Source organism: Cohnella hongkongensis (assembly GCF_042654645.1).
GTDB classification, from domain to species: domain Bacteria; phylum Bacillota; class Bacilli; order Paenibacillales; family Paenibacillaceae; genus Cohnella; species Cohnella hongkongensis.
Window position 1 is genome coordinate 1 of the sequence record NZ_JBHSEP010000037.1, and the last position, 14,832, is coordinate 14,832.

General features: G+C 43.9%; 7 protein-coding genes and 1 pseudogene. 7 read left to right on the forward strand and 1 reads right to left on the reverse strand.

Annotation, left to right across the window (positions count from 1 at the left end; translation table 11 throughout):
* Positions 1–142: 142 nt before the first annotated feature.
* From ACFO3S_RS27510 to ACFO3S_RS27520, 3 genes and pseudogenes are all read left to right on the forward strand, one after another.
* Positions 143–325: pseudogene (locus tag ACFO3S_RS27510) on the forward strand (transposase); the annotation flags it as partial.
* A gap of 45 nt (positions 326–370) precedes the next feature.
* Positions 371–628, forward strand: coding sequence for a hypothetical protein (locus ACFO3S_RS27515; RefSeq protein WP_378102869.1), 258 nt, complete (start codon positions 371–373; stop codon positions 626–628).
* A gap of 179 nt (positions 629–807) precedes the next feature.
* Positions 808–1,218 (forward strand): hypothetical protein, encoded by a 411-nt coding sequence (locus ACFO3S_RS27520; RefSeq protein ID WP_378102872.1) that lies wholly within the window; start codon positions 808–810, stop codon positions 1,216–1,218.
* 133 nt (positions 1,219–1,351) lie between these two features.
* On the opposite strand, the gene ACFO3S_RS27525 is transcribed toward ACFO3S_RS27520, so the two are convergent.
* The gene (locus tag ACFO3S_RS27525; protein WP_378102874.1) at positions 1,352–1,531 is read right to left on the reverse strand and encodes a hypothetical protein; all 180 of its coding nucleotides are present in this window, start codon (positions 1,529–1,531) and stop codon (positions 1,352–1,354) included.
* Between the two features lie 160 nt (positions 1,532–1,691).
* Between ACFO3S_RS27525 and ACFO3S_RS27530 the strand changes: the two genes are divergently transcribed.
* The 4 genes from ACFO3S_RS27530 to ACFO3S_RS27545 form a co-directional block, all read left to right on the forward strand.
* Positions 1,692–2,291: a hypothetical protein gene (locus ACFO3S_RS27530; protein ID WP_378102877.1), complete on the forward strand. Its 600-nt coding sequence runs from the start codon at positions 1,692–1,694 to the stop codon at positions 2,289–2,291.
* Positions 2,292–3,335: 1,044 nt separating this feature from the next.
* Positions 3,336–3,539: a hypothetical protein gene (locus ACFO3S_RS27535; protein ID WP_378102879.1), complete on the forward strand. Its 204-nt coding sequence runs from the start codon at positions 3,336–3,338 to the stop codon at positions 3,537–3,539.
* Between the two features lie 1,286 nt (positions 3,540–4,825).
* Positions 4,826–6,118, forward strand: a complete 1,293-nt coding sequence (gene ltrA / locus ACFO3S_RS27540; protein WP_378102882.1) for a group II intron reverse transcriptase/maturase — start codon at positions 4,826–4,828, stop codon at positions 6,116–6,118.
* Between the two features lie 171 nt (positions 6,119–6,289).
* A partial coding sequence (locus ACFO3S_RS27545; protein WP_378102885.1) for an alpha/beta fold hydrolase occupies positions 6,290–14,832 on the forward strand: 8,543 nt, incomplete at its 3' end.

Here is a 14,832-nt window from a genome sequence, read left to right on the forward strand (position 1 = left end):
AAATTTGGAGTTGTACAAGAAGCTGACGACCCCCGATTTCTAGCTGTTCATCCGCTAAAAAATTCCCCACGACTAAGATGGGGAAAAATGCACGATTTTTTTGGGGATTTTTGCTTGACGAAATACACTACCCACGGGAGAGATCGAAACGCTTCTAACCAACGTAGGTGCAGACGAATTAAGTTACGAAGCGAGCAAACCCCTGTATTTTAAACGTTGGGGTATAGAGACGCGCTTTGACGAACTCAAACATAAATTTGAAATTGAGAATTTTTCCGCACTGAAACCGCAATTAATCGAACAGGATTTCTACGCGACGGTATTACTGAGCAATATGGCTTCCGTATTCGAACAAGAGGCAGAGCAAGCGATGCAAGACAAACAACGCACACAAGCGCTGAAGTATACGGAATACCGGATCAATAAAAATATACTGATTGGCAAGTTGCGTAATCGCCTGATCGTGATGATGCTGGAAGAGGATGACGAACGACGGGAACAGCTTCATGCCAAGTTCGTGGAAGAACTTCAGCGCAATATTGTCCCCGTCGTTAAGGATCGCTCTTTCCCACGCGAAAAGCAAACAAAGGCCAACAAGTTCACCAAGACTAAACGACGCGGCCTATAGCTTAAGTTGACAACATTGGGGGGGGGGGGGGATTTTTTATTGCAGCCACATGTTGAATTGGAAAAACTATTTTTCAAACATGGCAAAAACCCTAAAAAAACACTTGGCAAGTTCCAAATTCCTCCAAAATCGCGCGAAGGGGTATGACCCTTACTACTCGCGATTGGAGCGTGTTCCACTTGAAACCTGTATTCGTTCCGCATTCGGATTACCAGGCTTTTATTCTTCATCAGCTTCACACCCATTACGGTCCCGGCGTTGTCCTCATCAACAAAGATTGGCCGCTTGCTGCCAAACTCTGGATGACCGATCTTTCCGCCATCACGACAATGCTCGAAGACGACTACTCGGATCAGGGGCCTGAACCCCGCGACCCGGCGTCTATGCTGCGTTCTTACCTGCTCCTTCTCATGACCAATCCCCACATGGGCATTACCGAATGGGTTGACGAAATGAAGCGTACGCCGATCTACGCCATTCTTAGCGGTTTCCCTTTGGACGATATTTCCGGCGTCGGCACGTTCTACGACTTCTTTCCGCGTCTGTGGGGGGGCAGTCGACAAACACATCAAACCCCGGAAACAACGTAGATGCAAAGGCAAAACCAAGAAGGGCAAGAAGAAAGGCGAGAAGGCCCCGACCACAACACCCGGCAGAGTCGAGCGCTTGGTGAAATGGATGATGCGCCATGCGGATAAGAAAACGGTTTTGCCTGCTGACAAGCTATTCGATTTTTTTCAATCCCAGATTGTGTCGGTGTCGGTAAAGCTCGGTTTGCTCGGGGATCTCTCGGCGCTTAGCGCCGCCGGCGATGGTACACCAGTCGAGACTTGCGCCTATCCCCGAAGCAAACCGTCTTGTGATTGTCGTGCCTGCGGTATAGCTGAATGCAATCATTCTCATCGTATTTACTCCCAACCCGACTGCAACTCGGGCTGGGATAGCGCCAGGGAACGGTACTTTAACGGGTACCACCTGTACATGATCTCCGCAGCGGACAGCAAACACGATTTGCCTTTATATCCCAGACTGCAGCCTTTCCAGGCACGACGCTGTCAGTCTGGTGGTCAGCGCAATTGAATTCAAGCAACGTTTCGCCTTGGGCACGGTAGATAAGATGCTCCTTGATGCCGCTCATGACGCCGAATCTATTTATCTCCTTCTGGCGCATCAGGGGATGGAGCCCTTTATTGACCTGAACATTCGATCCAAGAAGAATACGGCCAGCAAAACATCCAGCGAGATCAAAATCTCCCCAAAGGGGATTCCGATTTGCCCGAAGGGCAGGGAAATGCAGCCCAATGGCACAGATCTCAAACGGCATCGTCGCAAGTGGAGATGTTCGCCTGAATGCGGTTGTTCTACCGCCAAGTACGGTCGCACCTTCTACACGAAAACCAGCGATGATCCGCGACTGTTTCCTAAAACCCCGCGTGATTCGGAGAAGTGGAAGCTCATTTACAAACGTCGGACCTCCATCGAGCGCTCCAACAAGCGGGAGAAAGTTGACTACCATCTGGAACTCGGGCGGCATCGCTCCACCATGATGTGGTACATGCGCATCTACGGCATTATGATCTGCCAGCACATGGATGCCTGGTACGTCAGCCAGAAGGACGAATGGGACAAACTGAAATCCTTGTTTTATCCAGCAATCGCCTAATTTTTTTGAAAATACCGTTTCGCAAATTGGCGGAGTCTACTCTTTTTTGAAACTGGTTTTCATAATCCATTATTTCCAGCTCTATTTTCGTATTTCCTCCGTCATCTCCCCTTTAACCCCTGTCTAATTCCGAGAGGCTATTTAAGGGTTTTTCTCACGAATACTCAGCCATTCGCAGGATTTCATCGATGCTGATGTCAGATGCGGTGGCGGAACGAGCAGGCGGTTGTCCGTCGGAAACGCGTTCGGGTATGCGGGAACAGAAGGTATGTCATGCCGTACTTTCGTCTGGTGCTCTCCTGCACGCTCCACTCGTCCTTTGGCGGTTCACCCTCCCATGTCTCAACGGGTCATCGCCCTTCCATTCCTTCGTTGTATCTGACCAAGGCGTGAAGACCGATCGTGTTTGGGGGACGGGTCTTCGCCCTAACTGTTGTCACACTCGGTTCTCTGTGCGTTCTTTGTCGATGAATCCTGCAAATGGATCAGCATTCGTAAGCGACGGGTGAGCGAGCCTGTTACGCGTCACGTAAGCGGCGTACGGTACGTTTCTCCCTGATGCATCGTCACTCAGGCGACAGCCAACTGTGGTAGCGTGTTCCGGTACTTTTCTCCCCGTTGAACCATGCCAATCACAATGCGCGCCAGCTTCCCGATCAGCTTGACGATGGAAGCCATCTTCGACAGGCCCCGCTGTTGGTTTGGGAAACGAACTTCTTGATGTAGTACGGGGAGGACGTGAAGTTCCGGTTCAGCTTGGAGCCGAATCCGCTGTGACGGGTTCGGCTGCGGCTGAGCCCCGCGTTCCCGTCATTTTGGAGAAGCATAAGGAATAACGAAAAACAGGAAAAGGCGGAGAAAGCGATCCGCTTCGTCCTGTATTGTTTGTTTTTTGAATGGCTCCAACTTTCTCCTAAAGGCTGTTCAGGTATCTTTGTCGAGCACGGTTAATCCCGCATTCTTAAAGCTTGATTACTTGAGTGTTGCAAAAATCTTGTTGTCGACAAAACTAAGTTAATGCCATGATTTTAGAAGCTTTATCGAATGTCTAAACAGTTTCTGACGCAGCACTTCTTGGAATCTCAGCGTCAGGACTGGATGAAGAACGACAAGCACCTCACGCTTGGAGATGTGGTGTACCGAATTCGGCAAGCGTATTTCGGGCAGATCATCGTGTATGTTTATCAGCAAGCCTTTGAAAAGAAGCCGTTATTCGACATCCTTAGGTATCTCAAGATATCCGCCTAAACTGCTGTTCTCCGATACCAACTAAAGGTTTGCCCATTTGAGGTGCTTTCCTCAGGAAATCGCAACACTCAAGTTGATTATATTGCTCCAGTTTCATCCCTTACTATAATGAACTTTAGAAAATTATATCGATAATAAACTGACTAACATGTATAATTAATATTGTGGATATCTCCATTTATGGATTGTTTCTAGTCGAGGTAATTGTGGGGGCGTCTATTGTGGAAAAAAATAAGAAAATCACGTTATTATTATTTTTTGGCTCGTCATTTTTATTTATTTTATGTGTGGTTATTATCTTTTTTTTCAACCATCATTTTAATTATTGGCACTATTTTTTTAATATCTTTAGTTTAATTTCTGCTATTATTTATATTTTTGTCGGCTATAGATTAGCTTTTTCTGAGGACATCAAGGAATTATTAATATCTATATTGTGGCCTAGCATATTGAGTTGTATAATTTGGTTCTTTTTGTTGTTACTCAGTTTTTCTGGTGGAAATTCCGGAATGTTAGGGAATGGAATCGCTTGGATCTTTTACTATCCGATAATCTCTCATTCATTAGTGATCTTAAATCTATTCAAGGGTGTAGTCGAGCCTAATATATTGTTAGTACTCCCTTTTAATTTTATGCCTGTTTTATTGTTTTTAATCGGTATCCACCTTAAACTGAGATTTAAAAAAAATTAAATCTATTATAAATCCATTCTATAATAAAATTAAAATGCCGTTTCGACAAGAAACGGCATTTTTTGCTATATGGCGTGCCCAGCTAAGCACGCATCTTCTAGCCGGTGAAAATCCGGTCGTGGGAGGGGCCAAGCCCCCACGTAGCTTGGATACTTGCGCATTGCGAAATCTGTGCGTAAAAGCGTATCGACAAAAGTACCTGCCAGAGGCAGGGCGAGCGACATGCCAGGCCGTAACATGAAGTGAATCCTGCCGCGTCGTCAAAAAGGCCTCGCAAGAGGGAAAAGAGGAAGTCGAGTCTCGCATATATGGATGAAGACCACGGAAGCTGTCTAGATCTTGGAGCGACAGCGAGGAATCCTCCGGCGTATGGGGATCGGCATGGTATGAAAGAAGAGGCAGTGAACTGGGGAGACCCTCCCCTGCACGGAAGTTTTTTTTTCGTAACGAGATGCTCTATAAGCCAAAGGTGAAGTGAGCCATCTGCAGGAAGGGAGTCCGAGGGGCGAATAGTACCGAAGAACGCAGGACAACACAACCTGCTGGAGGGAAGGCGCCCTGCTTTGTTCAAGCTTCTCAAGGAGGTACGAGTGAGTGAATGCCAAATGGCTAACGACACCAAAGGAAAAAGTTCAACAACTCCAAAAGAAGCTAGGTCATGCTGCCAAGATAAGCAAAAGCAGAAAGTTCCATGCGCTGTACGACAAAGTGCAACGGTTGGATGTGCTGGAAGAAGCGTGGCGTAGAGTACGGGCAAATAAAGGAGCGGCGGGCATCGACGGGGAAACCTTGGCGGACATCGAGAAGATCGGTGAAGATCGATTCCTAGCGGAATGCCAAGAACGTCTCATGAAGAAGTCCTACCATCCTCAGCCCGTACGCCGCCATTACATTCCAAAGAAGGACGGGCGGAAACGCCCGCTCGGCATCCCGACGGTTAGAGACCGCGTCGTACAAATGGCAACCAAACTCATTATGGAGCCCATCTTTGAGTCTGATTTTCAGGAGTGCTCATTTGGCTTTCGTCCGAAACGAGGCGCGAAACAAGCTCTGGAACGAATTCGTAAGGCGTGCAACCGCAAAGGGAATTGGGTGGTCGACGTCGACATCCAAGGATACTTCGACAACATTAACCAAGAGAAACTGATGAAACTGGTGGAAATGCGCATCAGTGACAGGCGTATTCTCAAGCTAATCCGGCAATGGCTCGGGGCAGGCGTGATGGAGGAAGGAACGGTAAGGCGTTCCGACCTAGGCACACCGCAGGGCGGAGTCATATCCCCGCTGTTGGCAAACATCTACCTGAACTACTTCGACCGATTATGGGAGAAGCATGGCAAAGAAGTCGGGGAACTGACGCGGTATGCAGACGATTTCGTCGTCGTGTGCAAGACAAGGAAGGATGCGCTTCATGCGTACAAACTGATCCAAGCGATAATGGAGCGACTGGAATTGACCTTGCATCCGGAGAAAACGCGAATCGTGGGGTTATGGACGGGAGAAGAAGGATTCGACTTCCTCGGCATGCACCACCGGAAGGCGAAAGCCGAAACAGGACAGAGCCGCGTGTACTACACGACTCAGCAATGGCTCTGCACAAAAGCGGAGAAGCATATTCGGGAAGTGGTAAAGGAGCGACTTGCGCCGCCGAACATGCGGCACAAGTCGTTTCAAGAACATGTGGACTGGCTGAACTTGAGGATTCAAGGCTGGAAAAACTACTATGCGACTCCGTTTAGCACGAAATGGATGACCAAGTTGGACTGGTATATCCGAACGCGGCTGACGAAGTGGTACGCGAAGAAGCGCCAGCGAAGAAACTGGCGCAGCTCTGGATATGAAGTGAGGCAACTAAACCAAATGCATGGACTAAAGACGCTTTTGTAAATCGCATGCGCATGAATGACGAACATCGGAAAGCCGTATGAGGGAAAACCTCACGTACGGTTTGATGAGGAGGGGCTGAATTATTTTCAGTCCTTCACTCTAGAAAAATCATTATATAACATTAAAATATTCTCATCGAATCTAAATATTTACTCAAAAGGAGAAATTCCCATGAAGTTACTCAAGTCTGCAGCTTTATTATTGCTAGCACTTGTATTGTTTTCTTCAAATTTATCCACCATATATGCAATACCTAGTAAAGTAACTGCATCTGGAGGCCTTTTTGAACATTCGGATGAAAATAATGAAAGAATTGAATATATCATCTCCTATAAAGAAAATCTGCCATATAATGAAGCTTTGGAGGGACGAGGAGATTTACAAAGTTCAATTGCTTATACTCCATCGCAGTCTTATATAACGTTATTTCTAACAGAAGAAGAAAAGCAGTTACTGTTAAGTGACCCTCTGGTGGAGTACGTTGAACCCAATGCAACTGTTTCCTTGCTTCAGGAAGGTGTGCCAACTAAAAATGGAGACTCTTATACTTATAGGAATCTTTCAGGCGAAACCACTTCCTGGGGGGTGCCAGCAATTGGTGGGGATATTGCACATCAAGCAGGAATTAAAGGCCAGGGCGTCAAAGTTGCAATTCTAGATACCGGGATTTCCCCACACACTGATCTTCATATATCCGGCGGCATATCCGTTATCGATAGTGTATATAGTAACTTTGATGACAATGGTCACGGGACACATGTAGCTGGTATCATTGGTGCGAAGATAAATAATACTGGTGTAGTTGGAATTGCACCGGAGACAGAATTGTACTCCGTCAAAGTATTAGATCAGTTCGGCAACGGAAAATACAGTAACGTTATTGCAGGTATCGATTGGGCAATTGAAAATCAAATGGATATTATCTCGATGAGTTTTGGTGGGCATCAACCCAGTCAAATCTTGCACCAAGCTATCCAGCGTGCTACAGATGCCGGCATTATTGTCGTGGCTTCAGCGGGAAATGAGGGGACTGGTGAAAACACGATGTTATATCCCGCATTATTCCCTGAAGTTTTATCTGTCGGTGCAGTAAATAAAAATTTTGAGCGTTCTGTGTTTTCAAGTACCGGTGAAGAGCTTGATCTGGTTGCGCCCGGGAATGCGATTTTAAGCACTACTCAAGATGGGGATTATGGCTTATCTTCGGGAACTTCTGTTTCGGCTCCTTTCGTAGCTGGTGCTGCTGCTTTAATATGGTCTCAAAATCGTGATTGGACGGCTGAAGAAGTTAAAACAAATATGTATTTCAACGCTACGGATCTCGGAGAACCTTCTCATTTCGGGTATGGGATTGTGAACGTAGCCAAATCTTTAGGGCTCTCGTCAGTCCCGATTCCGCCAGTCTCACTTGAAAATACAGAAGATGGATATACGTGGATACCTCCTGTTGGTAATTCAGAGGAAGGAGATGTATCTATTTCTGCATATGATAAAGTGGGGGATCAACAAACTGTTCGTCAGGGACAAAGCGCCACTGTTTCTCTCAAACTGGAAGAAACGAAATCAATTGTATATATTGGCGTATTTAATTCTGCAGATGACAAAATTGGTGGAACTACATACAACAATCAGCAAGCAGGCGTTCCTATTTCTTATACATGGAATACTAATGAGTTCACGACTCCGGGTACGTATAGAATTAAATATGCCTATTCTGGAACGACTACTGTAAACTGGTTTACAGTATATGTTGTTTCTACCCCTATTCCAGGAAGTCCTCCAAGTGCTCCATCGGGTATTTTCTATACGTCGACCTCTGAAACGATAAAGGTAAATTGGAGCCCATCCAGTGGTGCCACCAGTTACAATCTTCGAATGAACGGCAATGTAGTGAATACACAAAATTACACTTATACCTATTTTAATCTTCAGCCGAATACTTACTACCCTATTGAAGTCGCGGCTGTAAATAATTACGGTAGCAGTGCCTATGTTGTAATTTCTCCTACGCCGAAAACAGAGTCACTCACAGTCGATGCTCCTACAGGGTTATATGTTAGTGCATTAAATTACAATAGCATCACTATTAATTGGAACAACATGGGAAGTGGTCTTCAATATGAGATAAGGCTAAACGGATCTGTTGTTGGGACTACCAGCAATAGAACTTATACATTTTCAAATTTACAAGCAAATCAACTACACACATTAAGCGTGGCAACAAAACATACATCTGGATCCATTAGTAGCCCAACTACGATTAAAAAACGAACATTATTTCCTGTTCCCACAGGACTAAGCTCATCAAATGTTACTGAGGATTCATTAGTTCTAAGTTGGAATGCCATAAACGGAGCAAGATTCAGTATTCAGAAAGATGGGCAGTATTTAGATTCCACAAATGTGAACTCTTATACCGTTACAAATTTATTACCCAATAGAACTTATTCTTTTTCTGTTGCTTCCAAAAATGGTGATGGAGAGCTGAGTGCTCTGAGTTCTACGCATACAAGAAAAACTCTTGCAGATAATGTGAAACCAACAATAAATAACTTTTCAATTTCTGGAAACGCCCCGTATTATACTGAAAGCTATGTTGATTTTAGTATTTCCTCTTATGATAAATATGGAATTGCTTCACAGAAATTTATTGTCAAGAGGGACAATTTTGGTCCACTAGAGTACATTGTAAGCCCGACTGCTACAAGGTATTCCTTTCTAGCCCCAACGGAGGGGAGTTATCTCTTTACTTTGGAAGTACAAGATATAAGCGGAAATACTACCACGAAGACAATTGGGCCAATTAATTTTGTGAAGAAAAAGGATATTGTGATCTATGTTCCTGGGTTTATGAATTCACAAATCAAAGAAAACGGGAGGGTGGAATGGCCAACTATGCGTCTTCCATTATCTTACAACCCTCTAGCCCTAAATACAAACGGAACACCAAAATACAACACTAGTGTTGGTGAAGTGTTTGAAAGAGTTTATTTTGATTTGTGGCCTTTACCCTCAATTGATGTTGATTACGGTGAAAAGTTCTTAAATAAGTTGCGTAACAGAAATGTTGAAGTGGTTAAGGTTGCATACGACTGGAGAACAGATCTTCGTCAGGCGGCAGTTCGACTGCAACAGGCGGTAAATAATGTTTCAGCACAATATCCTGGACAGAAAGTAACAATTATCACTCATAGCATGGGTGGGATGGTTGCTCGTTACTATTTATTAACAGATCAAAGCTCTCAGCAAAAGGTAAAAACTTTTATCAATATAGTCGCACCTAACTTAGGTACCGTACGTTCATTACAAGGCCTAATTGCAGGCGATGATTTAGATGCTACCAGTTATGGGTATTTCCCATTTACTATAAATGAGGCCCATACTATGGTTCAAAATTTTCCATCCGTATATCAACTGCTCCCAAGTAAAAAGTTTGTTGATGCTTATGATAGAGTTTATTCTACTGATTTTAAGAGTTATTTTAAATTTAATGATTGGTTAAGACCCAAAAACAATGTTGACACTTACGAGGGAACGAAATCATATATAAATACTAAACATAACTCAACACTGTATGAGGATCCTGAAAGCCCGACGTCATTTCGATATGTTATTGAAAATGGAGCGCTTCCTTCTTCAATTAAGGAATATCGGATTGTGGGAACTCGTGGCTCTACTATAATAAAATTAATTCGGGAAGTTCCTAATACAAGAGTAGATGCTGGCAATCGTTCAGAAAGGTTTATGGCAATTTGGGGGAAAGGGGATAAAGTGGTTCCTCTAATTAGTGCGGAATTCGACAGAGTTGGAAATTCTACTAACTATTATGTTGACCAAACTCATGTAGGAATCCTTTCGCCTTATACAGATACTAATGTTTCTCCTATGTTTGAAATAGTAAAGTCGATCGTGGTCGATAATTCACCTATTAGTCCTTCTAGCTATCCTAGACCATACGTATCTTCTGTAATCGGAACAGCGTTGGATATCAGATGCCCGGTTAATGTTTTAATTACTGATCAATTTGGCAACACTGCGTTTGTCAATGAACATGGTTTTGTGGAAAATCAAATCGAAGGTGTAGCGTATGAAATTGTTGGAGAATCGAAACTCATATTTGTAGAGCAAGGTGTAAACGTAAGTTTTGCAATCACTGGATATGATGAAGGCGATATGAGTATTGGCATTACGAAATACGAGAACATTGGACCAGTTACAGTAAATGTTCTGAACAATGTTAGTATTAAAGACACTACCGAGATTAATTTTGCTGTTTCTGGTGGTCAACCTGATACAGCATTAATGGACATTAATTATGATTATAACGGTGATGGTAATATTCAAGTGCTGCACGCTACTTCTGTGCTTACGCCTACAGAATACCTAGACGGCATTGCTCCTATAAGTTCACATCACCTGACAGGAGAAGAAGGCTCTAACAACTACTATCGGACTCCCGTAATTGTCAGCCTGCAACTAAATGACGGTAACGGAGGGGAGAAGATTTATTATTCTATAAACAACAGTACATTAATGGAATACACAGCACCTTTTGAGATATCGGTAAATGGAATCAATACCCTTAAATATTATTCCGTTGATAAAGCTGGAAACAAGGAAGAAGATAAGGAAATTGAGTTTGCAATCGATACGGAAGCGCCAAGTCAGCCATCTAATTTGCATGTGTCAGATCGGAGTGACTCAAGCATTACATTTAGTTGGAGCAAAGCGACCGATAATATTAGCAATGTAAGGTACGAGATCTACCGTAATTCCATTCTGGTTGATACAATAAACGATATTTCTTATACATTTAACAATCTTAGTTTGGGTATGGATGTTTTATTTAAGGTAGTTGCTATTGACGAAGCAGGCAACAAGTCTATTGCTAGTGAAGAAGTAAAATCTTCTGTCTTAGATTTAATTCCGCCAATTACGAATCATATAGTTGAAGGCAGCATTACAAATGGTTGGTATACGACGGATATTACATTAACCTTGGATGCAACAGATGGCTTAGGCAGTGGAATAAACAAAACCTTTTACAAGATAGATAATTTACCAGTAGTGGAATACACTACTCCTCTAGTGTTAAGAGAAGAAGGAACCCATATTGTAGAATTCTACTCTGTAGATATCTCAGGTAATGTGGAGGAAGAAAAGAAATTTGAGTACAAACTTGACAAAACTGCTCCATCGTCTCCAACAAACCTTCATGTTTCCGATCGAACGGAATCGAGTATTTCTTTTACCTGGGATCAATCAACAGATAATTTAAGCAGCATCAAGTATGAGGTCTATATTGACGGAGTGTTTGTAGAAAATATAATAGACAATTTTTATACAATTTCAGGACTTGAACTTGGTACTAATGTTTCATTTAAGATAGTAGCAATAGATGAAGCGTTCAATAGGTCCTATGAAAGCGAAGAGATTAATGACACGATAAAAGATACGATTGCGCCAACTTCGACTTATGTAGTAGAAGGAAACTTGAACAACGAGTGGTACAACTCTGATGTAATTGTGAAATTAACTTCTGATGATGGTATCGGTGTGGGAGTTGATAAAACTTTTTATTCAATTGAGAGTCAAAATAACAATCAGCCATATTCAGAATATTCCTCTCCAATTTTAATCGACTTTGAGGGTGTAATTACGATTAAGTTCTACTCAGTTGACAAAGTTGGGAATATTGAGGATGAAAATTCAATTGAATTAAAAATAGATAAAAAAAGCCCTCCTGCACCTGATATTGTAGTCAAACGGGACTCTGTTGCTTGGACCAAGATTGATAATCTTACTTGGAAGCATTATGGTGCACGAATTACGTTAATAGTGGGGACGGATGATGGTAGCGGAATAAGTAAAACCCAGTATAGAATTGGGGAATCTGGAGAATGGGTTGATTATTATCAATCACTAACAGTTACAAGTACGGATTATTCAAATATTACGATATTCACTCGATCGGTAGATAATTCGGGGAATATAAGTAATTTGAATAAAGTTACTGTTGCTCCAATCGAGGTTTACGCAAATGGTTGGTATTACATTGAAATCAAAGGGCAACAAGGAAAAGTTAGGGCAAATACAACAGCAATTAATTATCTTCACAATACTGGAATTACTAATGTGAATTACGTAAACGATTCTGGAAATTTGTCGATTAGTTATAACTATGTAAATATTAATAATGGACAAAATTTTTCGAATACAATAGTGGTTCCGAAGGGATTTGAAGACGAAATAACTTTAAAATGGGATACTGAAGCTCCAACGGCACCGACAAATTTGTCTGTAAAGTCCAAAACTAATACAACAGTTTCGTTAACATGGGCAGCTTCCTCAGACAATATCGGCGTAACTGAGTATGATGTATTTTCAGGCGGGGTTTACGTTGGTTCGACTGTAAATACCAGCTACACGGCAACAGACCTATCTTTAAATTCTGTTTATAGTTTTTCAGTGAAAGCGAGAGATGCAGCAGGGAACCTTTCTGTATCAAGTGCATCTGTTAAGGTAACGACAAACGCGGATTTTGAAGCGCCAAGTGCCCCTGCTAATTTAGAAGTTTTAGAAAAAACGGATCAAACTGTTTCATTGGCGTGGGATGAATCCACAGATAATATTGGTGTATCAGGATATGATATCTCTGAAGGGGCCTCTTGGATTGGGTTTTCCGATACCACAAGCTATACAGTAACTGATTTAGCTCCAAATACTATTTATCGTTTTTCGGTTAAAGCAAGAGATGCTGACGGAAATGTTTCTCTTGCAAGTATGGAGATAGAGGTTGTCACCAACACGGATGCACAACCTCCTAGTGCTCCAACTGGCCTTATTGTTTCAGAGAGAACGGAAACAACAGTAACTCTGTCATGGACAGCATCTGAAGATAATGTTGCAGTAATTGGTTACGATATCTATGAAGGAGCTTCGCTGATTGGTTCATCGGACACTACCAGCTACACGGTTACAGGACTAGCATCAAACATTATATATACTTTTACAGTAATAGCTAAAGATGCTGAAGGAAATAAATCAGAAGCCAGTAATCCGGTTCAAAGTAATTATTTAGACACAACCAATGTGGGGGCTTTAACGGCGTCGAACCATACGGTATATGTGAAGCCGGACGGAACGGTGTGGGCATGGGGATACAATACCTCGGGCCAAATCGGAGACGGAACGACGACGAATAAAACAACAGCGGTACAAGTAACGGGAATCGATTCGGCAGTCGCGGCAGCAACCGGTATGCTTCATACCATAGCCTTGCGAGAAGATGGAACGGTATGGACATGGGGCAATAATCTAAGTGGCCAACTGGGGACGGGCAATACGACTGGTCGGAACGTTCCTGGGCAAGTCGCCGGATTGACGGAAGTGATCGCAATTGCCGCCAGCGGAAACAGCAGTTATGCGTTGAAAAGTGACGGAACGGTGTGGGCATGGGGAAGCAATAATTATGGACAACTGGGCGACGGAACCCAGCAACAACGAAATAACCCGGTAAAACTAAATGGCATTAACGGTGTAGTGGGGATCGCAGCCGGACCTCTATCTGCGTATGCGCTAAAAGGCGATGGAACCGTATGGGCATGGGGGAATAATTCCAACGGTCAGTTAGGAGATGGAACGACTACCACACGTGTAAGTCCGGTGAAGGTAGAGAACTTAGCTGATGTAACGGCGATTTCAGCAGGATATACTCATGCGCTGGCCCTCAAGTCGGATGGAAGTGTTTGGGCATGGGGGAACACGGGTGTTGGCGGTTCGTTCAAGACGCCAACGGAGATGAGCAACTTAAGCGACGTGATTTCGATCTCGGCAGGGACGTATAGCAGTTTGGTTCTCAAATCGGATGGAACGGTCTGGAGTTGGGGAGCAAATACCAACGGGCAGTTGGGAGACGGGACGACGACAACGCGAACTGCGCCGGTTCAAGTGCTTGGGCTGACGGATATTACGTATGTGGCTGCGAATGTAAATGGAGGTTCAAGTCTGGGCTACAGTGTGGCGGTAAAGCAGGATGGGACGATTTGGAGCTGGGGATCCAATAATTATGGACAGCTGGGCGATGGTACGGTAACGCAGCGGCTGACTCCGGTACAAATGATTGAAAACCATGCACCGGCTGTGACCTTGGTTTATCCGTTAGGCACACCGACTTCGCCATCCGTAAGCTATATAACTAAACCTTCAATTTCGTGGCAGATGACCGATGCTGAGTTAACAGTATTTAGCCAGTATCAAGTTCAGGTATTGGATGAATCGGACCAAGTTGTAGTGGATTCGGGGATCGTAACACAGGCCGGTACAACGAGTTGGACGGTAGATACGGATTTGCCGATAAATCAGGCCTTGCAAGTTCGAGTAAAGGTGAAGGACGAGACAGCGTGGTCCGAATGGACGGCAGTTGGCTGGATTAGAGCGGAGAGTGCGGTTACCAGCAGCCCTCTGACGGCGTCGAACCATACGGTATATGTGAAGCCGGACGGAACGGTGTGGGCATGGGGATACAATACCTCGGGCCAAATCGGAGACGGAACGACGACGAATAAAACAACAGCGGTACAAGTAACGGGAATCGATTCGGCAGTCGCGGCAGCAACCGGTATGCTTCATACCATAGCCTTGCGAGAAGATGGAACGGTATGGACATGGGGCAATAATCTAAGTGGCCAACTGGGGACGGGCAATACGACTGG